Source organism: Nostoc sp. DedSLP03 (assembly GCF_034530815.1).
Classification (GTDB): Bacteria; Cyanobacteriota; Cyanobacteriia; order Cyanobacteriales; family Nostocaceae; genus Nostoc.
On the sequence record NZ_JAVRCK010000067.1, the window covers coordinates 24,995 to 50,101 of the forward strand.

14 protein-coding genes and 1 pseudogene are annotated in these 25,107 nt (G+C 43.6%); 9 read left to right on the plus strand and 6 right to left on the minus strand.

Annotation, left to right across the window (positions count from 1 at the left end; translation table 11 throughout):
• The first annotated feature begins 587 nt into the window (after window positions 1-587).
• A complete protein-coding gene (locus RM368_RS26570) occupies window positions 588-2,408 on the plus strand; it encodes a vanadium-dependent haloperoxidase (RefSeq protein ID WP_322696819.1) in 1,821 nt (606 codons plus the stop codon).
• A gap of 798 nt (window positions 2,409-3,206) precedes the next feature.
• On the opposite strand, the gene RM368_RS26575 is transcribed toward RM368_RS26570, so the two are convergent.
• Together RM368_RS26575 and RM368_RS26580 are read right to left on the minus strand one after the other, a co-directional pair.
• Window positions 3,207-4,550: an FAD-dependent oxidoreductase gene (locus RM368_RS26575; RefSeq protein WP_322696820.1), complete on the minus strand. Its 1,344-nt coding sequence runs from the start codon at window positions 4,548-4,550 to the stop codon at window positions 3,207-3,209.
• 60 nt (window positions 4,551-4,610) lie between these two features.
• Window positions 4,611-6,632, minus strand: a complete 2,022-nt coding sequence (locus RM368_RS26580; protein WP_322696821.1) for a carotenoid oxygenase family protein — start codon at window positions 6,630-6,632, stop codon at window positions 4,611-4,613.
• Between the two features lie 486 nt (window positions 6,633-7,118).
• Here RM368_RS26580 and RM368_RS26585 point away from each other — a divergent pair.
• Both RM368_RS26585 and RM368_RS26590 read left to right on the plus strand, forming a co-directional pair.
• A pseudogene (locus RM368_RS26585) lies at window positions 7,119-7,589 on the plus strand (IS4 family transposase); the annotation flags it as partial.
• A 427-nt stretch (window positions 7,590-8,016) separates the two neighbouring features.
• The gene (locus RM368_RS26590) at window positions 8,017-10,560 is read left to right on the plus strand and encodes a calcium-binding protein (RefSeq protein WP_322696822.1); all 2,544 of its coding nucleotides are present in this window, start codon (window positions 8,017-8,019) and stop codon (window positions 10,558-10,560) included.
• Window positions 10,561-10,717: 157 nt separating this feature from the next.
• Here RM368_RS26590 and RM368_RS26595 read toward each other — a convergent pair whose 3' ends face one another.
• The gene (locus RM368_RS26595; RefSeq protein ID WP_322696823.1) at window positions 10,718-16,075 is read right to left on the minus strand and encodes an AAA family ATPase; all 5,358 of its coding nucleotides are present in this window, start codon (window positions 16,073-16,075) and stop codon (window positions 10,718-10,720) included.
• A gap of 100 nt (window positions 16,076-16,175) precedes the next feature.
• Between RM368_RS26595 and RM368_RS26600 the strand changes: the two genes are divergently transcribed.
• Window positions 16,176-16,301, plus strand: a complete 126-nt coding sequence (locus RM368_RS26600) for a hypothetical protein (protein WP_322696824.1) — start codon at window positions 16,176-16,178, stop codon at window positions 16,299-16,301.
• Window positions 16,302-16,458: 157 nt separating this feature from the next.
• On the opposite strand, the gene RM368_RS26605 is transcribed toward RM368_RS26600, so the two are convergent.
• Both RM368_RS26605 and RM368_RS26610 read right to left on the minus strand, forming a co-directional pair.
• Complete coding sequence (locus RM368_RS26605) at window positions 16,459-16,839, minus strand: endonuclease domain-containing protein (protein ID WP_322696825.1); 381 nt, start codon at window positions 16,837-16,839, stop codon at window positions 16,459-16,461.
• A gap of 385 nt (window positions 16,840-17,224) precedes the next feature.
• The gene (locus tag RM368_RS26610; RefSeq protein WP_322696826.1) at window positions 17,225-17,506 is read right to left on the minus strand and encodes a hypothetical protein; all 282 of its coding nucleotides are present in this window, start codon (window positions 17,504-17,506) and stop codon (window positions 17,225-17,227) included.
• A 118-nt stretch (window positions 17,507-17,624) separates the two neighbouring features.
• Here RM368_RS26610 and RM368_RS26615 point away from each other — a divergent pair, with 118 nt between their 5' ends.
• The 3 genes from RM368_RS26615 to RM368_RS26625 all read left to right on the plus strand — a co-directional run bounded on the left by RM368_RS26615 (window position 17,625) and on the right by RM368_RS26625 (window position 20,848).
• Window positions 17,625-18,938, plus strand: coding sequence for a Tudor-knot domain-containing protein (locus RM368_RS26615; RefSeq protein ID WP_322696827.1), 1,314 nt, complete (start codon window positions 17,625-17,627; stop codon window positions 18,936-18,938).
• Window positions 18,939-19,193: 255 nt separating this feature from the next.
• Entirely contained in the window at window positions 19,194-20,312 is a 1,119-nt protein-coding gene (locus RM368_RS26620) for an aminoglycoside phosphotransferase family protein (protein WP_322696831.1), read from the plus strand.
• A complete protein-coding gene (locus RM368_RS26625; RefSeq protein WP_322696828.1) occupies window positions 20,309-20,848 on the plus strand; it encodes a DOMON-like domain-containing protein in 540 nt (179 codons plus the stop codon). The genes RM368_RS26620 and RM368_RS26625 overlap by 4 nt, the downstream gene beginning before the upstream one ends.
• Window positions 20,849-20,954: 106 nt before the next feature.
• Here the strand turns inward: RM368_RS26625 and RM368_RS26630 are convergent, their stop codons facing one another.
• A complete protein-coding gene (locus tag RM368_RS26630; protein ID WP_322694831.1) occupies window positions 20,955-21,506 on the minus strand; it encodes a pentapeptide repeat-containing protein in 552 nt (183 codons plus the stop codon).
• A 1,049-nt stretch (window positions 21,507-22,555) separates the two neighbouring features.
• On the opposite strand from RM368_RS26630, the gene RM368_RS26635 reads away from it, so the two are divergent.
• Window positions 22,556-23,560 (plus strand): SDR family oxidoreductase, encoded by a 1,005-nt coding sequence (locus tag RM368_RS26635; protein ID WP_322696829.1) that lies wholly within the window; start codon window positions 22,556-22,558, stop codon window positions 23,558-23,560.
• Between the two features lie 231 nt (window positions 23,561-23,791).
• Window positions 23,792-24,985, plus strand: coding sequence for an MFS transporter (locus RM368_RS26640; RefSeq protein ID WP_322696830.1), 1,194 nt, complete (start codon window positions 23,792-23,794; stop codon window positions 24,983-24,985).
• Window positions 24,986-25,107: the final 122 nt, after the last annotated feature.

Genomic DNA, 25,107 nt, shown 5'->3' on the forward strand with positions numbered 1-25,107 from the left:
ACATGCGATCGCACTGATTACAAGTACAAAAGTATAACAGCCATGCGATCGAGGCATCATACCAGCACTGAATGCCGATATTACTGTCAGGAGAATCATATCAAGTTTGGATGATTACTTGTAATAAAATCTATCAATTTAGGTTGGGTTTAACGGCAGTAAAATCCAACCTAAACAAGGATCAAATGTTGGGTTTGACTGCGAGAAGCCCTTTCTCTAGGAGATGCTATTCGCATTAGATTCTAGGTTCTTTAACCGTAACCTACAGATATTATTAAGTGTTTAACCGAACCTGATATCACTCTTATGCAAGTTACCTTCCAGTACCAGTAAAGTAATCCCAGATATCATCCCAAATCTGGTTCGATTTCCCTGTTTCTCTAGGAGTGGGCATTTTCTGTGTGGCTAGTTGTTCTAGTTTTCAGATGCTCATGTAAGCTAAAAAACATTTAACTTGCATAATCGAATTAAATATAACTTTTGTGGGGTGGGCATCTTGCCCACCCAGGATATGCAATTTAAGTGTGGGACAGCTTATTCACTTATGACTAAATTTTTGGATTATTTTTTCTAGTGGAGAACATCTCATGCAAGTAGATCCAAATTCTCATCAAAGTTCTGAGCAAACTACTCAGGCTAATAGCGAAATAGATAAACTGAAACAACCCCGTGTAGCTAGCAAACGTTTCTTTGGTAGTCACGCCAGCCGACGCTCATTTCTTGGTCGCGCTGGTTTGTTTAGTGCTGCTAGCGTTGTTGCAGGAGTTTTAGGTTCACCTTTCTCCTCAAAAAACGGAGGAAATGTTGGAGATGTTGTACAAGCCCAAGCTATCAACAGGCGGTATAATAATCGACCCTTCGACTACAGCAGGTTTGTTAATAAAGCCTATAGAGTACGTCTTGAAGCAGCGACGCTGGAACGAAATATTCCGATTCCGCCCCATCCGACCAACGGCGATGAGGAGCGTTATCCCAATAAAATCGGCTCTGATAGTAGGGGACTACCGCATAACCAACTAGGCGAAGTTAAGCTGGAAGCTTACGACTCTTTGACCAAAGCACTGACAACACAAAACCCGAATGATTATGAAAATATCATCTTGGGTGGCGCTAGAAAGCTGGTCAATCCTCAAGGGCCTTTAGCAATTAGCCTAGAAGGAATCAATGCAGCGCAAATAGCTGTGCCGCCACCACCAGCTCTAGCTAGTGCAGAGCGCGCTGCTGAAGCAGTTGAACTCTACTGGCAAGCTTTACTCCGAGATGTACCTTTTTCCAAGTTTCAAAACAATACTGATAACCCAAAAGTCTTGGCAGCTGTCGAAGACCTCAACAGGCTTTCGGCGTTTCGAGGGCCAAAACAAAATGGCCGCGTCACCCCTCAAACTTTATTTCGTGGTAGTGTCAACTACGTCGGTTCCGGTTCAAGTACAAGATATGTTACTCCGCCTGGGGTGCTAGATGGGCCCTATATCTCACAATTTTTGTTGCAAATCATTCCTTGGGGAACTCAGTCTGTTTCGCCATTGATTCGTACTGCTCTTCCTGGTAATGATTTTTTACTCAATTTTCAGGAATGGTTGGCTGTTCAGAATGGAGGTAGTTCTGGGAAATCTATTAAATACGACCCCAAAAACCGTTACATAGTCACAGTTCGGGATTTAGGTGAGTATGCCCATATTGGCGGCCCTACATACCTGGGAGCCTCCTTGATTCTTAATAGCAACGGTACACCTTTAAATTCGGGCAATCCCTACGTCAATTCAAAGACGCAAATTGGTTCTAATGCAACGTTTGCACTGGGACATTTCCAAGCCTTGCTTAACTTGGGTAGCTCGCGCGTGATTAGAGCGTCATACTGGCAGAAGTATTATGTACACCGCATTCTGCGCCCAGAAGCCTATGGTGGACTAGTCTACAATAACATTGTGAATAAAACTCAGTACCCAATTAATTCTGAGGTGTTTAATTCTCAAGCTTTGGCTCAGACCTTTAGCACCTTCGGTACTTATCTATTGCCCCAAGCATATCCAGAAGCATCGCCAACCCATTCCTCCTATACAGGTGGTGCGGCTGCTACTGCTGGTGTCAATGTCACACTGTTGAAAGCATTCTTTGATGAAAACTATGTTATCCCCAATCCAGTAGTGCCCGACCCCAATGACCCGACAAAAGTAATTGCTTACAGTGGCCCGCCATTAACTGTGGGTGGAGAGTTAAATAAACTGGCAACTAACTATGCTATTGGTCGCGGTCACGGTGGTATCCATTGGCGTTCGGATGGTTCTGCTGGTTTGGCTTTAGGAGAAGAGGTTGCTATTAGTCTGCTCAGAGATGAGAGACTGGGTTATAACGAAATATTTAATGGCTTCACCTTCACCAAATTTGACGGTACAAGAGTCACCGTTTAAACCGATTTTCGGTGTTATAGAAGTGCTGAGTAAAGGTATTTTACTCAGCAATACCTTTAATATATTTCATCAAATAAGAAATGAATTTGAAGATTTTTGTATTTTAAAATAGGCGATCGCTTGCAGCTATTTTCAAGTATAGCAAGGGACTGGGGACTGGTGACTGGGGATTGGGTGAAAAGTCTTGTTGTGTCTAAGTTTTATCATCTGTTAATGTCCTAACCACGAAGGCTTGTGCTATAAATAGACCACGCGGTAAGGGCACAGCAACGCTCATAGGTGTCAACTTAACGGCAAACCCCTTGTCTTGCCGGGAATTGAAATTCCCGTCTCATCGCTAAAGTCATCTGAAGATGACTAAATATCGCCAAAAATCTCCAGTCTACTGAAGTAGAGTTAAGCTAAAAGCTAGAAAATTTATTTCCGGGCGGGGATGTAAGCCAACAAATAAGCTATTTCCAGCTGAAGTTGACACATATCAGCAATGCTGTGTCCTGACAATAGATGTAGTTCCTAATTAGGCGGACATAATATTAATCCCTCCTTGGAAAGCTACGGTGTACACACAAGTCAAATTACCCTCCTTAATCCCCCCGATATATTGGGGGGAAAAAAGAAATATAGTTCCCTCCCATTTATAAGGGGAGAGTTAGGGTGGGGTAAAACGCTGGTTAATCGTTAGAGGGGGTCATAATAACTTGTGTGTACACAGCTCCCTTGGAAGAAGGATTTAGGGTGAAAGCTCATTGATTTATGCAAAAAGTCTATTTACTTCAAGCGAGAAAGAAGTTTTCTAGACTAAAAGTTCTTCTCGACTAAACTTTTTGAATACTCCACAATAGTCTCAACCAACTCAAAATTCAATAAGCCTCCCACATAAAAGGTCTTGCGTTGACCTTGCATCGCTTCTAAGCGATCGTAAAATCCCGCTTGCATGACCTCTGAAGTAACGTGAGGAAAGTAAGGCCACTTATCGTAGGTGTAGTAATCATCATCTACTTGCACTCCCAAATTCTTTAATGTCTTTTGAATACCTTGGAGAACATCCGTTTTAGTGATTTTTCCCTCACGATCTAAGCGAGTGTAAAAGGCAATTAGGTCATTGTCAGCAAACTGTTGAGCGATAAACCAGGGATTCCCCATTGTATTTAAGGGAATGACATTAGTTACTGGGGTTGGCATTTCCAGAGCGGGAATTAGATAAGTAATCAAACTGTAGGGATTGAGAATTATCTGCTCAAATAGGTTTTTCTCTGCTGGCGACAAATCGAGAAAAGTGTTGAGAACGTTCAACGTCAACGGACAAGCTAAAACCAGATAGTCAAATTCTAAAACTTCTTCATGGGTAACAATCTTGTCAAGAATTTGCTCCTGTTCGGTGAACCGCACCCGTGTAATTGCTCCACGCTTGATTTCTTTGATGTCAATATTCAAGCGCACATTTATTCCCCAAGCAACACGTTCCCAGAAGCGTTGGAAACCATCAATAAACCGTTTAGGCCAACCGCAGCGCAAATCTGCACCGTAAGTAACTAAAGTCCCAAAGGTTTCTAGGGTCATGTATTTTAAAGCATAGGCGGTGGGGATTTCGTTTAAATAGCCATAGCCCATCGCGGTAATCGGAATTTCAAACAAAGTTGCTAGACATGACAAATCTTTCTGTGCTAACCACTGGGAAAAAGGTTGAGTCAGTTCGGGATGTTGACTGATACCGGCAAACCCAGGAATGGAAATAATTGGCTCTAAGCAAAGACGCTCCCAACAAAAGCGCCCAACGGCTGCTAAAAACGTTACTCGATCGGTTCCCTCGGTAACGGCATTCATAATTGAGGTGTAGGCAGGTTGTCCCGGTTGAGATTTAAAAGGATTGTAGACTTGCCCTGGCCCTTCACTATAAAGTTGAGCGCCGACTTCTTCAGCCATTTTGAGGACTTGTTTGTAGGCAGGGGTGAGATAATTTGCTCCCAAATCAAAGGAACGGGAATTGTAGGTAATAGAACAACACAATCCCCCTACCCGTCCAGCTTTTTCTAGGACTAGTACGTTGCGGTAGCCTTGCTTTTTCAAAAAGTAAGCCGTAGATAACCCGGCTGCTCCCGCCCCGATAATACAAATTCGTGCATCTTTAGAAATTTTAGCCATACACTGTTGATTCTTTGGTAGTAATGTGCCCTGATGAGAACTTTGCGATCGCAATGTCTTCTACTGAAAATGCGGATAAACTGCTTCTGTGAATAATTGCTGAATGGCTGGCTGCTTAAGTAACGATTCATAATCCTGTCGCACGGGGATATCGTAACTAGCAGTACGAGGTGCGATCGCAGATAACCAAGTAGTGTGCATTGTGAAGCCAAAATCCAGTTGGGGATGGCTCAATTTGCATATCGGGCCAGCCCCTAATCGATCGGCTTGGAAGATCCAAATTTCGTTGTTATTTCCCCCAAATACCGTACAGACAATATAGCCATCTGTAGAACTGCCATTGCTGTTCAATCTCGGTACAAACTGGGGCGAACTGATGAAGTAACCGGGGGGCGCATCATAAAAATCTGCTACCTCCATTTTGATTGTATCTACCCGAAACAAAGAAGAAGGGCGATTGTGGAATGCTTCTTGTCGTTCCAGTAATTCTTTTAGTGGTACAGCCCGGTAGGGATAGTCTTCGTACAAGTTGTAAATAAACTCAGTCAGCAATTCTGGCCAAAAACCGAGAGATTGCCAATAAATATTATCAATTCGTTGAGGAGGCAATCCAGAGGCCAGCTTTTCTTGGCAAGCATAGAACCCTATACCCCAATGACGGCGGGTATCGTAAATTACTTTGGCATCTCGAATCTGACCTGTCTCGCCATCTATTTGATAGCGACCCAAACGACCCACATCCATTTGCCCATTAGATAACATTCCTCCCAACCACAGAGGCGCAGATTTGGGAGCGTCAAATTTTGAGATATCATACTTGCGAACCCATTCGGCAATATCTGTAGCGCAGAGATGGGCAGTATGCATTGTAATTTGACCGTCGGGGTTTTCATAATCGGTCAAAAAATGCACTGTTTCTAAAGGAATTAAAGCTGGGCGGACTACCACAGTAGTCACATCTGCTTTCAGGTCAGCCCGACGCACGATGTAAATGGGGGAATTGGGTTGCTGCGATCGCGTCAGTAATCGTCGCAGAAGGCGTTCAGTTTCCAAACTATCGGGAATGGGATTATTCAGGATTTGTTCTGGGCCAATCTTCAAGGAAGTGTCCATCAGCACTACGTAATCTTTGGTAATTGCCAATTGATGGATGCTTTGTTCAATTCGCACCGGGGAACCATCCGGCAGTATCAACTCCCACTGCTGGAGTTTGCCGACACCATCCCAGCGCATCAAACGAACAAAATCTGGCATAGCAGTTCCCAACAATTTCTCAATCCAGCCAATCAATAGTTGCGAGAAACTTTGAGAAAACTTCGAGAACATTCCCAAGGGAACCTGCAAAGGATTGTTGTCTAAAAGTTGAACGATCGCACTTAGCAATTGCTGTAGTTCCTGGGGCAGTTGTTCGAGGTCATAAATGAAACGCGCACTTTCAAGAAAATTACTCAGCGATCGCCCATAGTTAACTAAGAAAACTTCGTTGGTATAACCATCAAAGGCTGGATGAGACGTACTCAACACAGGGGGGAAAGGATAAGAAAAAGGTAGAAACGGTTTCCACTCAGTATTACCTCCCACTGGGGTTACAACCTCTAGGCTGCTGGTATCAATTTCATAGGGACGACCAGCGTCATAAGTAATCATTAATCGCTCTTGGCTGTCTTTAGCCGTATTAAAGGCGAGAAAGGCAATATCTACCTCATCTCGCAAGCCCAAGGAAGGAGAGAAGCGCAGCAACCCGCGATCGCGAAATTGATAAGAGCGATAGGCAAGATTGTTAAAAGTTGCTCGATCTGCATAGTAACAAGGTGTGCGTGCCAGTTTCGTTTTGACAGTAACCTGTCCGGCTTGCCAATCCAAGCGGTAAATCATCCCATCACCGTTAAAAATGTGGGTTGCATTCGGATTGGGTAAGCCCCCAGAGGCAACACTACCTACAGGAGCAATAATAAACGTATGTCCAGACAAATCTGCCGGTACATCTCCATAGATGACATTCAAAGGTAAATTCGATAGTTCCTCACGACTGGCAGTCATTGCTGCCTCTGGAAATCGGAGTTCAGTAATTTCACTATTCATTATTCATACCCTGGCATTGCAATTTGATTTGCTGTTTTGCTTCAGGTATAACACTAGGTTTTAATTTAATAGTTGAGTTTTTAGCCTCAAATGTCCAAATATCAACTTTTTCAGGATTTTTAAAATCAGAAGGAGGGGGCAGAAGGGCAGAGGAGATGGATAGAGCAATACGCTTGGGTTAAGCAAATTTATCTGTTAAGGCAGGCAGGGGGAGCAGGGGAAGAGAAAAAAGCTTAACTGAACTGTATTGAGTCATAAATACGATAGTCAACTATCCAAAGTTTTTTGATAGCGATCGCTCTGTGCCAGTTGCGTAAGTCCTGTTGCGATCGCACCATTTCATGTATTTTTATCTATGTATTTCTATTTATATTATGGGTGATTTTCCAGACATCATATCAAACATCAGAGACTTTTATTTATCTTGCCACGATCCGGATCGTGGTGAGGCGATTAACATAAAATTTAACTCCTCAAAACTTTTCATATCGGCAAAGATGGCGAATTGAAGATGCTTTTAATACTGTCAAACGTCTCTTGGGCTTAAGTTATTTATCGACTGGTTCTCTTAACGATATTCAGCTACAAAGAGAGGGGTGATAGTTATTTTATGCTGTATTCGTAGATTTAGGCGATGCTGTAACTGATGAGCTTTTCTTATCCTTTGACCAGATTTCTTGAGAAATGATTTATCGCGGTGAAAATCATTTTTACGTTGCTCATCCAAAAAGTCTAGCATCTGACCCTATCAAGTATTTTGCTGCTCCTGAAAATCAGGACTTAGGCATTAAACGACAACGAAAACCAAACATGAAGCTCATTGTTGCACCTTTGCCTGAGAAACAACGAAGAACCAAAGAGTTTTTCTTTCAAGCATCTTCTAAAATCCCCTTGACAACTAGCTCACAATCTGAATTTGTGACCAATGTTCCTCTCTTAGTTTTTAGTAGCAAATAAGAGCCGTTTGCCCTATGCTAGTGATAGCTATTTAGGCAGTGTCTAGACCAATAAACCAGCTATCCGCTCAATAAATCGGGGCGAACTACCAGTTCAGGAACGAGTTTACGCCTTTTGAGACTTGTCACTGAACGATTTACCTCGAATTATTGAGCAGTTACGAAACCAGTCTAAGTAGATGCATACTGCATTTATTTGAACTACCTATTTAGTGGTTCGCCAAGGAAACTTGGCTCGGTAAAAAGCAAGGGGAAAGGGAAAAGATGTTTACTCTTTTAACCTTTAACATGAACTTCTTTTCCTAGCTCTCACCTAACAATTTGGGTTGGCAGACTACTAGGGTTTCTTTGCGCTGGCAGGGCTACTCATAGATGACACCTCTGCTAGCGAATATCTCTGAATCAAACTTATAACCGAAAGGATTGATATGGCAGACATTATTGGAGATAACAGCAATAACACTCTAATTGGCACGTTTGACAATGACGCTATCCTTGGTCAGGGTGGTGATGATAACCTCTTTGGTCGGGGCGGCAATGATGACCTCTTGGGTGGGGCTGGCAATGACTCGCTTAATGGTGAGGACGGCAATGACCTTCTCAATGGTGAAGACGGCGAGAACACCCTGCTTGGTGGATTAGGCGATGATGTCCTTATTGGTGGACCTAGCAATGACTTTCTCGATGGCCAGGAAGAGGACGATCAACTCCTTGGCAAAGGCGGTGACGACACCCTGCTTGGTGGGTTTGGTAATGATGTTTTCCTTGCTGGATCTGGCAATGACCTTCTCGAAGGCGGGGACGGAGATGACCGACTCTCTGGAGAAGACGGTAAAGACCAACTCTTTGGCGGGGAAGGGTTTGATACGCTCAATGGCGGGGCTGGCGATGACCAGATTGATGGCGAGGATGGCAATGACAACTTGACTGGTCAGGCTGGCGATGACACCCTCCTTGGCGGGGCTGGCCATGACCGACTAGAAGGAGGGGACGGGGATGATAAAATCTTTGGTGGAACTGGCAATGATACTGCTGACTATTCAAATAGCACTGCCGGTGTCACCGTTAACCTAGCGACTGGAACTGCCATTGGAGGGGCAGGGAATGATGTCCTGTTTAATATCGAACAAGTCATTGGTTCTGGTTTCAAAGACTTTCTAATTGGCGGGCGCGGTAATGACACCCTCTTTGGTAGAGGTGGCGATGACTTGCTTGATGGTGGGGCTGGCGATGACCTGCTGGATGGCGAGGAAGGCAACGATACTGTCCGTGGTGGGGCTGGTGATGACACCTTGCGTGGTGGGACTGGCAATAACCAACTCTTGGGTGGAATTGGCGTTGATACTGCTGATTATTTCAGTGCCACTACTGGAGTCACGATCAACCTTGCCACTGGAACCGCTACAGGGCAGGGCAGGAATGATGTCCTGTTGGAGATTGAAAGATTCGTTGGTTCTAGGTTCAATGACACTATCCTTGGCGGAGCTGGCAATGACTTCTTCATCAGTGGTGGGGACGGGAATGACTTTGTCAATGGTGAGGCTGGTAATGACCGCCTCTTTGGCGATAACGGCAATGACACCCTCCTTGGCGGGGCTAATGACGACTTTATCAATGGCGGGTACGGCAATGACTCCCTGCTTGGCGGTAGCGGCATTGACATCCTGCTGGGTGGGGCTGGCGATGACTTTCTTAATGGTGAGGACGGGAATGACAACCTCATTAGTAGAGAAGGCAATGATACCCTGCTAGGCGGCAGCGGCAATGACGCCTTGCTTGGTGGGGATGGCGATGACCAACTCCAAGGTGGAGGCGGGGATGACCAACTCTTTGGTGGGACTGGCATTAATGCTGCTGATTATTTAAATGCCACTGCCGGAGTCACCGTTGACCTTGGCGCTGGAACTGCCAGTGGGGGAGATGGGAATGATGTTCTGTTCAATATCCAACAAGTCTTTGGTTCTAGTTTTAGCGACTCCCTGATTGGAGGAGGCAGTAGTGATACCCTCCTTGGCAGAGGCGGCAATGACAACTTGCTTGGTGGAGATGGCGATGACTTTCTTGATGGTCAGGAAGGTAATGACATCGTTTTGGGCGAAAATGGGAATGACAGCTTGTTTGGCGGGGCTGGTAATGACCAAATCGATGGAGGAGAAGGCAATGACACCCTCCGTGGCGGGGTCGGCAATGACACTCTCCTTGGAGGCCCTGGAAATGATGTCTTCATAGGCGTTGATACTAACGGTTCTGATTCTCCTTCTCCTGGATTAGGGGAGGTTGATATCCTAACTGGAGGGCCTGGGCAAGATCGGTTCTTACTTGGAGATGCTACTAATGTCTTCTATGACGATAACAACACTGGAAGTAGTGGTTTGACAGACTACGCTACCATCAGTGGCTTTAACTCCAACGAAGATACAATCCAGCTCAAAGGAACACTGGCAGATTATCGCTTGCAGACTGTGGGAGCCAATACAAACGTATTTCTGGACAACTCAGGAGAGCTAGATGAACTCGTTGGTGTTGTGCAAGCATCGCCTCTGAGGCTTGATAGTGACGACTTCCTGTTCTATGAGAAAGAAGATGCTGGACAAGGGACAAACAACACACTAGCTACTGCTGAGAAGCTAGGTACTTTAACATCAGGTTCAGAAGTTAATACCTCTGCTCAACTGGCAACGCTTCCAGGGAACAAGCCTGATTTCGACTTTTTCACATTTTCTTTAGCCAACCCAGGAACTGTGACTATCAACACGCCGAATTACAGGGATAACTATCCAGTTCTCGGTCTATTTAATAGTGCTGGGAACTTACAGACTTCCAGTACTTCTCAATCAATCACCGCTTCACTGGGGGCAGGTACTTACTCCATTGCAGTAAGTGATTATGATTACTTCCCTCAAAATGGCGGAACTTTCAGTTCTGGCTATTTTAATCCTGGTTCTTATACGCTAGAAGTCACTGTAGCCTAATGCAATCTTAGGGAAAAGGGGAAACGGGAAGGGGTAAAGGATGTATTCAATATCTTTCCCCTTTTTTCTCTCCCCCTGCCTCCCCTGCTCAAGAACAGCCTGCCTTAACAGATAAATTTGCTTAACCCAAGCGTATTGGTTCTTGTGTGCCCCAGCTTTAAAATTTAACTGCCTCGGTAGAAATTGATGCTATTTCTTTTCCTGGCTGACAGCGCTCAAGATACATCTGCGCGATTTGATCCCACGGGTTTTGCTGCAAACAATCTTGAAAATACTCGGCTGCTGTTGCAAATTGTTGTTGTTCGTAACACGCTAATGCTGAGGCAAATAACTCTAAAGTCGCTGTTTTACCTGCACTAACTTTTGCGGGATCGGCTGCAAATACTTCATGAACAGTTACAGCATTCGTCTTACCCTTCACCTTTACCTGACCTACTACACGAATACCATAGCGATCGCGATTTTGTAAGCGCTCAAAAGTTTGGTCGGTAATTAAAAGTGGAGCGTTGAATGTTTTGGTCAATCCTTCGATTCGCGCTGCTAGATTAACCGCATCACTAATCACTGTGCTATCCATGCGATTTAACCCGCCGACTGTCCCCAAAATTAGCGAACCAGTATTAATCCCAATGCCAATTTGAATTGGTGAGTAGCCCTTGGTTTGGCGTTTTTCGTTGTAGGTTGTTAATGTCTGCAACATGACAATTCCCGCCTGTACGGCATCATCGGCATCTCCGGCAAACAAGGCCATGATCGCATCACCAATATATTTGTCGATAAAGCCATTGTTTTCCAGAATGATCGGCTCCATACGACTGAGATAGGAGTTGATAAATCGGAAATTCTCGGCGGGAGTCATGCTTTCTGAAAGGGTGGTGAAGGCGCGAATGTCGGTAAATAAGACTGACATTTCCCGCTGCACCTGATCGCCTAATTGCACATCTATAATGCTTTGCTTGTTGAGGAATTGCAGAAATTGACGCGGGACAAAGCGCTCATAAGCTTTATTGAGTGCGGCTAAATCGGTATACAAACGGGCATTTTCAATGGAAATAGCTGCTTGTGCTGAAAGCAGATTGAGCAATTCCAAGCGATCTGGGGTAAATGCTCCGGTTGTCAAGTTATTTTCTAAATAGACAATTCCTGCTAACTTTCCTTGGTTAATCAAAGGAGTACACAAAATCGATCGCGGTTGGTATTGGTGAATGTAAGGGTCTTTAATAAATTCCCCAATTCCCACTGCTTCGTTGATGGCATCGTTTAGGACTACATTAGTTTTAGTGCGAATCACATAGTTAACGATCGCAGTCGAGATTTGGCTATCTTCAATACTGAGTGATTCCAACACCTGAATCGTATTCTCACCAACGGTTCCCTGAGCTTCAATCAGAAACTTGCCTTTGGTTGACAACAGCAAAAATCCCCGTTGCGCCCCGGCGTTTTCCATTAAAATCTGCATTAAATTAGATAAAAGTTTATCTAGCTGAATTTCTTCGGAAAGGGTTTGAGAAGCTTTGATGACTGTCACCAAATCCAATGATTCTGAGCGGCTGGTACTTGTGAGACCGGTTGAGTTAGGACTAATAGTTGATAAAGTTGAGTTAACAGCTTTTTCGAGAATGCGCGTTAAGATTTGGGGATACTTGGCTTCTAAATCTTTTACCTTAGCGATCGCTCCCCACTGCAAATAAAGATAACGGGCTTCTTGCAGATAAACTTGGGCAATCTTGGATTTGTTCTGAGCGAGGTAGAATTTGGCAGTTAATTCATTGGCGAGAGCCGCTTCATTCAAATATTGGTTTTCTTGGGCTAAGGCAATGGCGCGATCATAACAAGCGATCGCCTGACTAGATTCTCCATGCACCCGATGCCATTCTGCTTCTACCAGCGCTAATTTATGGCTATAGTTGACAGGAGAAAATTTTGCCCAGACTTGCAATTTTTTCCGGTTTGCAGCCACTCGCTGAAGTAACTTTTGACGTTCCGCCGCACTGACAACAGCAGCTAAAGCTAGCCGTCCTAATGAGTCATAAAAGTGGAACCATCCGACAATATATAAAGCCACAACTGCATCTAAATAAGGAATTGCTAAATCAGCTTTCTGGACGGCTGTAGGATAATCTTCAAACCAATAATTCAGCGTTAATTGATTAGTATAGCTATAAAAAATAGCTGTGCGATAGTTACTCTCGATATGCTGGGCTAACATCGCCGTTGCATCATAAAATTCCCCCATCAACTGACAGGGATTAGCATTTTTGCCCTGTAAATTAGCAACTACTTGGCGATAAAGTTGAATGAGAACAAATATCGGTTTTTTCTTAAACAGCAGAATTGCATCTGCGTAAATAGCTAAACATTCATCTAATTCAGCCAGATTTTGACCAGTAAAATAGCAATGCATAGAGGATGTATTGGCACAAAATGCAGCGTATTCGGTATCACCCGTATCGCGCCCAACTTGAAATCCTGCTTGCAGTGAAGGAATAGTATTTTGGAGTGGTTCTTGCCAGTGGCGGACAAAGGAATTAACTACAAATAAAGTTCTCGCTTGCAGGTGCTTGGCATTGAAGCGGTCTAGTACTTTCAATGCTAATTCACCAAATTTATATCCCCCTTGCAAATCCCCAACAACGCCACAGAGAATCAAACCATAGGTAGCGTAGGCAAAAGCTGATTCCGCCGCATTGCCGGATTTTGCTGATATTTCCACCTGTTTAAAGACCGTCAAAGGAAAAACATTCGGGGCTGCTAGATAGGTCGCCGAGGCAATACTTGCCAGGATGCGAATTGCCGCTAATTTTCTGGGATGGGTGAGTTTTGGTAAGTCAACTAAGGTGTGTACCGGCTTACCTGCCAAAGCAAGTTTAGTTTTTAGCAATCCCAGCATAATTTGCGGTTGACCGGGGTTGCTAGCTAAGGGAATGCCCAACAGTTGCAGAACTTGCAGACCAAGTTGAGAAGCAGCTAAGAGTCGATCGCGGGCGATCGCAGCTTGGATTTGGATGGCATAAACCTGCACTCGATCGACTGTGCGGCGAGTCTTTTGCAGCACTTCATCTGTGAGTGCATCCATGCGCTCAAAGTTCCCATCCAGATAAGCAGCTTCGGCGGCGGCGGTGTGCAATGCCAAAGCTAGCTGATACTGCTGTCGCCAACAACTAGCTGCTAAGCTGTTAATCCCCATTGTCAGATAATCTAAGGCTGGCTGATAGGCTGCTGAGGCTTTGGCTTTGTTACCTGCTGTTAAATTTAACTGAGCTAGTTTTTGTCGCTGTTGAGGGTCTGTAATCAGGTTGATGCCGAAATTCAGTTGGTTAACAATGTCAAAAATTCTTTCTTCTTGCTTTTGGGGAGTAATGCCTTGTAATAATAGTTGCCCAATCTGCAAGTGTACTGCCTGTTTTTGGTCAGTAGAAATCAGTGAATAGGCTGCTTGCTGGACGCGATCGTGCAGGAATTTGTAGACTACATCCAAATTTGTCAACGCTGTTACTTCTAGGTCGGCAACTTGCAAGAGTTGGTAGTCATTGCCTTGGGGTAAAATTAGTCCGGTTTGCACGGCTTCCCAGAGTTGGGCGGCGACTTCTGCAAGGGATTTTGAGCTAGCGATCGCTAAGGTATGCAAATCAAAGGAATTGCCAATACAAGCTGCTAATTTTAAAGCTTCCTGGGTAGCGGCTGGCAGCTTTTGAATTTTCAGCGCCATCAACTCAACTACGTTATCGGTAATCTGGGCCGCCTGGATTTTCGCCAGTTGCCACTGCCATTGTCGCTGAGTGAAATTAAACTGGAGTAATTCTTCTGCATACAGCGACTTCAAAAATTCATTCATGAAGAAGGGATTGCCATTAGTCTTCTGTTGCAGCAGTTCTGCTAGAGGAGTAATTTCTGCTGAATCGGCATTGTTGAGGGTATCGCTGAGGAGTTGTTGAATTTCGGGCAATGCTAAGGGCGTTAAGGTGAGTTCCTGAATAGCCACTCCTGCTTGTTCTAAGGATGCGATCGTTGTCCGCAGGGGATGGCTTTTATTTACTTCATTATCGCGATAAGCACCAATCAGCAACAGATATCGACTGTCTGCTTGACTAATTAACAACTGAATCAACTGGAGTGATGCACTATCCGCCCATTGCAAATCGTCCAAGAACATCACTAAAGGATGTTCCTTTTGGGTAAAGACCTTAATGAAGTTTTGCAAGACTAAATTAAACCGAGTTTGCGCTTCCTTGGGTGATAGTTCTACAACAGGTGGCTGCTGACCAATAATCAGTTCCACCTCTGCAATCACTTCAATAATCACTTGGCCATTCACACCAAGAGCATTTAATAATTTTTGGCGCCAAATAGCAATTTCGGCTTCACTTGTAGTTAATAGTTGGCGAATTAAAGCTTGAAAGGCTTGAATTAAAGAACTGTAGGGAATGTTGCGTTGGAACTGGTCAAATTTCCCAGAAATAAAATATCCCCGTTGTTGGGTAATCGGTTTATAAATTTCTTGAACCAAGGCTGATTTGCCAATTCCAGAATAACCTGCAATCAGCATCACTTCGCTTTCACCGTGACTAGCTCGCTCAAAAGCTGCCAACAAGTTTGCCACTTCCGCCTCGCGTCCGTAGAGTTTTTGAGGAATTTGAAATCTACCGGAGCAATCTTGCTGTCCTAATTCAAATAAGGAAATTTGCCCTGTAGCGTGCAACATCTCCAGGCATTGCTCTAAATCTGCCTGCAATCCAAAAGCACTTTGATAACGCGCTTCGGCGGTTTTTTCCAGTAACTTCATCACAATTTGCGAAAGCGCTGGCGGAATTCGGGGATTAATGCGATCGGGCGGAATCGGTTGTTTGGCAATATGGCTGTGAACCAGTTCTACAGGATCGTCACTAATAAAAGGTAAATGCTGGGTTAATAGTTCGTAGAAAGTCACTCCCAAAGAGTAAAAATCGGTGCGATAATCAATCGAGCGATTCATTCGTCCTGTTTGTTCGGGAGAAATATAAGCGAGAGTCCCTTCTAAAACATTCAGATTTCGCAACGTGGGATTTTCCCGCGACAGCAAAGTAGCAATACCAAAGTCAATTATTTTCGTTTGTTGAGTCGTGGGATTGAGAAGAATATTCGCAGGATTAATGTCTTTATGAATAATTTGTTGCTGATGAATTTCTTCTAAAGCTGCCGCTACTTGTATAGCCAATTGCAAAAAATTCTCTAGCGGTAGAGGTGATTGATTGAGTAACTCACGCAGAGGTTGTCCCCCAAAATCCTCTAAAACTAAGACTAAGGTATTTTCATACTTTTTCAAGTCATAAGCTTGGATAATTCCCGGCGCTTGAGCGCGGCGCGTGAGATCGTATTCAAGTTTAAACCGAGCGATCGCTTCTGGGGATGGGTATTCTTGCCACAGAACTTTCAGTACTACTGGTTGTCGATCTAACTCTCGATATCCTCGATAAACCTGAGAATTAGGGCTTGCGTGCAGTTCTGTCAGGACTTTATACCCTTCCAGTGCGATCATAGATTACTTAAGCGTTTGCTATATTGTTAAGGCCTATTCAGTATAAATTACTCACCTTGCAAGTGAACAGAGATTAGCCAAATGCTACAGTTTATAGACTGTGAGTAGATTGGAGGAAAGCGATCGCTATTATGCATATAACGAAAGTCAGCAAATTGTGTCTGCAATTTTCCCAGAAGTTGCGCTTACAGTCGAACAAGTGTTAGCTGCGGGTAATGTTGGTTAGAAAATAGTGATGCTTAGAGGATGTTTTAAAAGTGGTTGGCTGTGATTTTAATAGAATAATTACCCCCCTTAATCCCCCCTTGTAAAGGGGGGAAACCGGAAAATAAAGTTCCCTCCCCTTGGCAAGCGATGCCCTGAGCTTGTCGAAGGGGGGAGGGTTAGGGTGGGGTAATCTTCCGCAATTGACAAACCGTTTGTGCAATCATTGCGATCGCACCTTCTAATTCTTGATAAACCTGTTGATTTGTAAACCTCAAAAAATAAGTGCCTTTAGATTCAAGAAAACATTGTCGTTCATAATCATAAACCTGCGCTCCTTCTTGAAAATGGCTATCACCATCAATTTCTATAGCAAGTTTTAATTCAGGACAATAAAAATCCACAACAAATACATCAATACTGTACTGTCTACGAAATTTGCAACCATCAATTTGCCGATTTTTCAACCTTTCCCACACAATCTTTTCAGCAGATGGCATATTATTACGGAGCGATCGTCTTTTTTCTTTCTCCGAGGTTTTGTTATAAAGCTCTGTCATAACATCTTGATTTTTGGTAATTCCAAATTACCCCCCTTAAGGGACTTCCAAGTAAAAAAATATTCCATAGCAGAGGGACAAGGAAGACAAGGGGGACAAGGGGGACAAGGAAGAAAGAAGTTTAGTTGAGTAGACAAATTGGATAATTTATTTTTTGGAGTTCCCTAATCTCTTGTTGCAAAGGGGAGAAACTAGGAATACAATTCCCTCCTCTTGGCAAAGTTACGGTGTAGACACAAGTGAAATTACCCCCCTCAATCCCCCCGATGCATTGGGGGTAAGCCGGAAATCTAGTTCCCTCTTCTTTGCAAACGATGCCCTGAGCTTGTCGAAGGGGGGAGGATTAGGGTGGGGTATTTTTAATGCTCTGTTAAATAACCACATATTACTGAGCAAAAATCAAAATATTCTTCCCTGTAGTGACTTCCGGCTTCCCTGTAGCGACTACCGCCTTCCCTGTAGCGACTACCGTCTTCCCTGTAGCGACTACCGACTTCCCTGTAGTGACTACCGCCTTCCCTGTAGTGACTACCGTCTTCCCTGTAGTGACTACCGTCTTCCCTGTAGTGACTACCGTCTTCCCTGTAGTGACTACCGTCTTCCCTGTAGCGACTACCAACTTCCCTGTAGCGACTACCAACTTCCCTGTAACCTCTGTTACTAACATCGTTATTTTTTGGTTGGGTTGGGGAACTCTATAAATACGCTTCAGTAATTGCCCAGCGCTAAATGTGGGCTGCTCTGAACCGTATTGTAACGATATCTGGAGTTTTGAGGATCGGCTGATGGATAAATCAATTATTCAGTTGGTTGACGAGTTACCGACTGACAATATTACTGTCAAAGTTTTAAAGGCTCTTGATTATGTAGCTCCAGGTGAATGGAGCAATTTGACGGGGTTTGACAATAATATCCGCGCCATTACAGGAGAAACTGATGCTAAGGTAATTCAGAAAATCCGCGATCGCGCTGCTAGTTTATACATAGATCCTCAACAAGGCTACCAGTTTGCCATCAAACTTTATCAAACAATTGATAAGGCAGACACAGCGATGGCGGCGGCGGCTTTAGCGAATAAAGCTAGTGAAAAAATCGGCTTTCTCTCTTTTTTAGGCAAAATTACTCCCAAAGCCGATGTCACTCAATCAATTGACTTAGTACTAAAAATCGCCGTCGAAATCATCGCCTTTTGCAAACTAAATGGTATTCCTCAACCTAATCCCCAAGAATTTGCTAATTCCCTAACTAACAACTATCAAAATGCATCCCTAATGCGGATGGTAGCTTTAGTTTGTCTAGATGGAATTCTGCCCTTGGGCCCCGACTTTCTCAGCAAAATTCACGGAGTTATTAGTGGTACTGATGCTAGTGCAATAACTCAAAACCCAGTTTTCTTAGCCGTTAATAACTTTCTTCCAGGCAGCAATCCTTCTGATAAAGTTGGTTTTATCAGTCAAGGTTTTAACTCCGTGCAAGGCTGGATGAATAATTTAGTATCCAAGACAGGCATAACTCCGCAATCAATTTCTAGTAATTTGGGTAATTTCATTCAGATTGCTGATGATAATTTAGATTTAGTTGCAGCATTCTTAGATCAAACTACCAATTACTACGAGCATACAGGAATTCAAACTGTCGCTCGCAGTTTGATTTTGCAAGCATATACTCTAGTAAAAGAGGAAATCAAACAAGAAGAACAAAAGCCGATTCAAGATGTTTCATCTGCCGTTAAATCAGATAAATCAGATCGGAATCAGTATGAAGTCAGCAAAACTGTGGAAGTCTGGGATGATGATGAAGAGGATTGGTATCAGGGAACCATTGAGAAAATCCAAGATGATCAGTTCTTTATTCATTACCTTGGTTACGGTTCATCTTATGACGAATGGGTAGGCGAAGATGACATTCGGACTCGCGATCTTCGCTCCACTGATGAAAATGGATATGCAGTAGGTCAAAAGGTAAAATGTTGGGATGATGACCAAGAGGCTTGGTATTCCGCAACGATTCAGCAAATCCAAGGTCAACAATACTATCTTCACTACGTTGGTTATGACTCATCTTATGATGAGTGGGTTGATAGCGATGAGATTTCCTAATTGTTGAATTAGCACGGGGTTGACAGAAATTGCAACCCGCAGATTCCCGACTTTTTTAAAAAGTTGGGGATCTGGTTTTTCACGGATAGATTCAGAATTGCTGTAGTACTTTTAAAAACTCATAATTGACATCTCGTTAATCAATTACGAATTACGAATTACGAATTACGAATTACAAATTATCTTGATACTTGCGCTACGATATCCCCTATTGCTTTCGTGCAATGTACGTGAGGAGTAGTAGAGATGAAACAGATGATAGAACAATTCAATACACAGGATACCCGAAATCTAGTGGCGATCGCTAACCAATTCGCCCAACAGGGAAAGGTTACAAGCGTTAAAGCATTTGGTAGTGGTAATATAAATGACACTTTTTTAGCAACTCTCGATTCCTCAAAGGAACAATATTTTGTCCTGCAACGCATTAACACACAGGTGTTTCGTCAGCCACAACTGATTATGCAGAATATGCGTACCTTAACTGAACACGTTCAAAAAAGGTTGCAGGATACACCCCTGAATCGTCGCTGGGAAGTGCCACGCGTACTATTGACCAAAAACGCTCAAGACCACTGGAAAGATGCAGATGGCTCATTTTGGCGGGCAATCAGCTTTATTCCAGGCTCCCAGTCCTTTGATAGTATGGGCGATCGCTCCCACGCCAAAGAAATCGGTTATGCCTTGGGGATGTTTCACAATCTAATCAGCGATTTGCCAGCAGAAAAACTTGCTGACACCCTTGAAGGCTTCCATATTACACCGTTTTATCTCCAGCATTACGAGGAAGTTTTGCCAAAAACTAGTGCGCCTCAATCTTCAGAAGTTAATTATTGCTTACAGTTTGTTAGCGATCGCCAAGCCTTTGCACATATCTTAGAAAATGCCAAAGCTGAAGGCAAGCTACCTCTGCGTCTGATGCACGGCGATCCCAAAATCAATAACGTGATGTTTGACATTGTTACCCAGCAAGCCGTCAGCGTCATCGACCTGGACACCGTGAAACCCGGTCTGGTACATTACGATATTGGTGATTGCCTGCGATCGGGTTGCAATCCGGCTGGCGAAGAAACCGAGAATTGGGAAAGTATTTATTTCGATACCGATTTGTGTCAAGAAATCCTCCAAGGTTATCTTGCTGTGGCTAAGGCATTTCTGACCGAAAATGATTATGCATACATCTATGATGCCATTCGTCTAATTACTTTTGAACTAGGACTGAGATTTTTTGCTGATTATTTAGCCGGGAATGTCTACTTCAAAGTTAAGCACCCAGAACATAACTTAGCAAGAGCGATCGTCCAGTTTAAGCTGACTGAAAGTATTGAATCTCAAGAAACGCAGATTCGCAAAATTATCGAAGATATGAAATGAACGAGCAGACTTTTTCCTTGCAATCCTTTTCTTCCAGCGAGTCTTTTCCTCATTTGAAAATTACAGGCAATATCTCCCGAAATGTTAATCAACTTACCATCAGCTACAACCTTGGAGGTGACTTAAAAGAAATTGCAATTGCTCCAACATCAAATGCACCATCACGCAAGCATAAACTTTGGGAAGATACCTGCTTCGAGTTTTTTCTTGGCATTAAAAATTCTGCACGATATTGGGAATTTAACCTCTCCCCCGCCGGACACTGGAATGTCTATCGCTTTGATGGATATCGTCAAGGGATGCAAGAGGAAACTGCTTTTGAAAAGCTACCGTTTAGTGTTCAGAATCAAACCGATGCTTTGGTACTTGCGTTAGATGTCGATTTGGATCAAATCGTCTCGGCAAACCAAGCCATCGAAATTAGTATTACTACCGTTATTAAACACAAAGATGGTGAGGTGACTTACTGGGCGTTAACTCATAGAAGTGAGGAAGCTGACTTTCATCTGCGAGACAGTTTTATTGTTAAGTTGTGAGATACATTTTCATATAGCTTGCAAAGTTGGGAATATCAAAGCAAAACTTAATACTCTTGATACCCTATCGGCTTCTCTAATGACTGCAACAGATGAAGAATTATCCTTATCTGGCATCACGACCATTCCCCCACTGTGGACCTTCAACAACATTTCCATCGGGCATAGTGGTGTGCCAAATCAAATTCTGACCTCGACAGATCAAATTGCTACTGATATGGGCACCTTCAAAGTCAGTATAAGCGAGAATAGCACGCTCGAAAGAACCGATTTGAACTCCACGAAATCCAGCACCACAGGCGTTCATGTAATCCAAGTCAGTTCCCCGCAAATCAGCATCGAAGAAGCCACTTTGCTTCAAATTAGCAGCACGCAAATTGGCATCACGAATTATCCCTTCAACCAAATTACAACCACGCATGAAAATTCCTCCCAAATCGGCTCCAGTCAGATCGACTCCAGTCAGGTAGACATAAGGGAAGTAAGCTCCTCGCAAGTTGATATCTCGCAAAACCACACCGTCAAGATCAATCCCTGGACTACTATACTTGGAACTGGAGGAAGGCCAGCCAGAATAAACCAATTCAATTCCAGCAAAGTTACGTTCCCCGTCAGCGTACCGCTCCAACAATTCTTCGGGAGTTATTTTCCAAACCATAGTTTAACCTCTAATTACTTAACACAACTTCAGTCTACCTAAGTGCATCCCAGTTTTTCTTTTGCACTGAGAGAATAACTATCATTGCGTTCGCGCAGCGTCTCGTAGAAAGGAGGAACGACATTCGCGTAGCGTGTCGCAAACAAGCAATCTCTTTCTTAGTTGGAGATTTTGGGATTGCTTCGTTTCACTTTTATACCTTCATGATTATTGGTTTATTAAGATGAACAACTATTTTCTAAAAAAGCCAGAAATTCAAGGAAGCGGGAGGTTTAATTAACTCTGCTTTCGCATCTATCTTGAGGAGTAAAGTAGACTAAAAAACTATTTGTAAAAAAAGTAAATAGCATCAGGAGATTGTGTCATTTGAAAGTTGAGTCTGAGAGGTTGTTTGAAAACTGTTTGGCTGTGTTTAATCGCATTTTCACCCCCCTTAATCCCCCCGATGCATTGGCTACGGTGTACATACATCTCTAAAAATCCTACCCACCCAATATTTCTGTTCAAGTGAAAGTCTCACACTGAGCAAATATCCCGCCCAGAACTAAAGTTCCAGGCTGATAAGCGAAAGTCCTCTTTTAGAGGACTTTCGTTATGAGACTCGGAATAAATTCCGAGGCGGGATAGATACACTGCACCAACACTTGTGTGTACACCGTAGCCCCTTTACAAGGTGAGGATTAGGGTGGGGTAAACAAATATTCGATACACTACTACAGACTTTTCAAACATCCTCTGAAGTAAGTAAAAGGCGACAGATGAAATTTTGTGAGATTTGTTGACCAAGTTCTTGATGTTTATTAGTCGAAAGTCTTAAAAGTCTAGAAAATGCTTACATCTACTACCTGTGGCGCTTTCAGATTCCCCAATAGACAGAGAAATGCAACCGTAATAATAATTAACATATATATGTACTATGAGAGTTATTAAGAAATATTGTTAATAACAACTGATAGTAACAAAGCGGCTGAATTACCTATTGAAGCTAAAGTCTCTAACATTCTCGAAGCCAATTCCCAATTCCTAATTTATTTTAAAACGTAACACTCATGCAATTAAAGCCAATCAATCAGCAAGTCGTTTCTGTCGTCGGAGCCTCCAGTGGGATCGGACGTGTCACAGCTCTTGAGTTTGCTAGACGCGGCGCAAAAGTCGTAGTCTCGGCTCGGAGTGAGTTGAAGCTAAAGTCTTTAGTGGAGGAGATTCGCGGCTTTGGCGGTGAAGCAACTTTTTACGTAGCTGATGTAGAAGTATTTGACCAAGTTAAAGCGATCGCAGATAAAGCTGTAGAAGTGTACGGGCGACTCGATACATGGGTACATGTCTCTGCAATCGGCATCTTTGCCACTTTCGACAACATAACACCAGAAGAGTTTAAGCATGTCATTGATGTCGATCTCATGGGACAAGTGTATGGTGCAATGGCAGCCCTACCCCATTTGAAGCGTGAGGGACGGGGGGCGCTGATCCATGTCTCTTCAATGGAAGGTAGGCGATCGCTCCCTTACCAAAGTGCTTACTCGGCAGCCAAGCACGGAGTTGAGGGCTTTATCGAAGCCATGCGCCTGGAGTTGCAACATGAAAAATGGCCGATTAGCGTCACGAGTGTGAAACCAGCGGTGATTAATACTCCCTTTTGGAATAATGGTCTGACGAAATTAGGTGTAAAGCCTTCCGGGATACCACCTTACTACGATCCTAAACTTGTAGCTGATGCTATTCTCTACGTAGCCGAACATCCAACTCGTGACTACTTAGTTGGGGATGTAGCTAAAATATTAGATGTGGTACAGCGCGTCTCACCATCATTAGTAGATTCACTGTTACTGCTCGTCGGCTTCGATTTACTACGTTCTTCTGAGGCGAAATCTGAAGATGCACCAAATAATTTTTACCAATCTGTTCCTGAAGATGACAGAGTTAAGGGTGATTTTAGTAACTTAGTTATACCTAGCATTTCCGACTGGCTAGAAAAAAATCCGCTTCTTCAGTGGGGTGCGATCGCTGGTACAGCAGCATTAGCGTTTTTAGCAACTCAAGTATTCAAAGATTAAGGATAAATAAACTTTTCGGAAAATTTGCAATCCAGTTTTTACAAGGGTTTGAGAGAAATCATTGCAAACTTTTTAGCAACATAGTGATGAGATTTCGAGATAATTACTAATAATGCTATTTAGTAATTATAAAAATCTTTTTAACTATTCATAGTTTGCACAACCATAAGTTTCTTGTAATTAGAGTAAATCTCAGCAGTCAAATTTTCCGATCCAGGAGCATTCCAGCCAATGACAGACTATCAACGCACCTTACCGCCTCTGTGGATAGGTTCGGCGATCGCTTTCTATGCCTTTATTGCCATTGGCATTGCTGAAGCAGGATTAGGAGTTCTTCTGCCCTCGATTCTGTCTACCTATAACCTGACTCCCGCAACCGTCACCCTGCTGTTTCTCAGTCAAATTAGCGGCTACATTCTGGCAGCATTCACCAGCAGTCTTGTGAGTAGTCGCTTGGGGTTAGCGCGAATGCTGTTGATTGCTGCGGGTGCGCTGACGATGGCACTGATAATTTATGCCATCTCGCCATCTTGGTTTCTCATGGTTGCAGCTGGCTCGGCGTTGGGATTGGGCATTGGGTTGATTGATGCAGGTATTAACACCTACATTGTGCAAGATTCCCGCAGTGCCAGTTTGATTGGTTTGCTCCATGCTTTCTATGGTATTGGCGCTCTTTCAGGCCCGGCGATCGCTACTACTTTGTTAGCAGTTGGCATGAACTGGCGACAAGTTTATGGGGTATTAGCCGGGATTGTCAGCTTATTAATTGTGAGCGTGCTGGGTGTTATCATCTTCAACTACAAACCAATGACAGTACGGATATTGCCATCAAAGACAACTGCCTTAGAAAATCTAGGCAGAGCGTTGCAAACTCCGATAGTACTGCTAACTGGGCTGCTTTTGCTGGTTTATGTTGGCACTGAAGCCTGCATTGGTAACTGGGCATACACTGTGCAGTCTGTCGCTCGTCACACCCCCACGCTGATTGCTGGTTACAGCGTTAGTGCTTACTGGGTGGGATTAACATTAGGACGTTTCATCTTAGGTTATTTCTTGCGATCGCTTGGGGCGGTGCGCACAATCAGTATGTCGCTCAGTCTTGTAATCATTGGATTGCTGGCTTGGTGGCAATTGCCAGATCAATGGATTAGCTTACCGTTGATTGGCTTTGGGTTGGCAGCCATCTTTCCTGCAACCATTTGGTTAATTCCTCAACGATTACCAGATCCCCATGTTCCTGCGGCTGTTAGCATTGCCACTAGTGCCGCCAGTTTGGGCGCAGCGATCGTACCCACTGGAGCCGGTTGGGTTGCAAGTTGGACAACTTTAGAAATCATCCCAATGTTGATGCTGCCATTGGCGCTGTTAATGGTGGGCTTACATTGCTGGCTGGTAAAACATTCGGTAACTGACTTTTCTCGTTAAGTCTCAAAAAAGTTACCCATATTTGTTACCCAAAGTATCTAATACCCCCCTAACCCCCTCTTTCAAGGGCTTGTCATTACCAACATCTTTTAAACTGACTGGGTGATAAAATCAGCAGCCCA

What these genes read in the sequence shown, in the direction of transcription:
- RM368_RS26570 (WP_322696819.1), top strand. Translation starts at nt 588, where the DNA reads ATGCAAGTAGATCCAAATTCTCATCAAAGTTCTGAGCAAACTACTCAG.
- RM368_RS26575 (WP_322696820.1), bottom strand. Translation starts at nt 4,550, where the DNA reads ATGGCTAAAATTTCTAAAGATGCACGAATTTGTATTATCGGGGCGGGA.
- RM368_RS26580 (WP_322696821.1), bottom strand. Translation starts at nt 6,632, where the DNA reads ATGAATAGTGAAATTACTGAACTCCGATTTCCAGAGGCAGCAATGACT.
- RM368_RS26590 (WP_322696822.1), top strand. Translation starts at nt 8,017, where the DNA reads ATGGCAGACATTATTGGAGATAACAGCAATAACACTCTAATTGGCACG.
- RM368_RS26595 (WP_322696823.1), bottom strand. Translation starts at nt 16,075, where the DNA reads ATGATCGCACTGGAAGGGTATAAAGTCCTGACAGAACTGCACGCAAGC.
- RM368_RS26605 (WP_322696825.1), bottom strand. Translation starts at nt 16,839, where the DNA reads ATGACAGAGCTTTATAACAAAACCTCGGAGAAAGAAAAAAGACGATCG.
- RM368_RS26610 (WP_322696826.1), bottom strand. Translation starts at nt 17,506, where the DNA reads ATGTTAGTAACAGAGGTTACAGGGAAGTTGGTAGTCGCTACAGGGAAG.
- RM368_RS26615 (WP_322696827.1), top strand. Translation starts at nt 17,625, where the DNA reads ATGGATAAATCAATTATTCAGTTGGTTGACGAGTTACCGACTGACAAT.
- RM368_RS26620 (WP_322696831.1), top strand. Translation starts at nt 19,194, where the DNA reads ATGATAGAACAATTCAATACACAGGATACCCGAAATCTAGTGGCGATC.
- RM368_RS26625 (WP_322696828.1), top strand. Translation starts at nt 20,309, where the DNA reads ATGAACGAGCAGACTTTTTCCTTGCAATCCTTTTCTTCCAGCGAGTCT.
- RM368_RS26630 (WP_322694831.1), bottom strand. Translation starts at nt 21,506, where the DNA reads ATGGTTTGGAAAATAACTCCCGAAGAATTGTTGGAGCGGTACGCTGAC.
- RM368_RS26635 (WP_322696829.1), top strand. Translation starts at nt 22,556, where the DNA reads ATGCAATTAAAGCCAATCAATCAGCAAGTCGTTTCTGTCGTCGGAGCC.
- RM368_RS26640 (WP_322696830.1), top strand. Translation starts at nt 23,792, where the DNA reads ATGACAGACTATCAACGCACCTTACCGCCTCTGTGGATAGGTTCGGCG.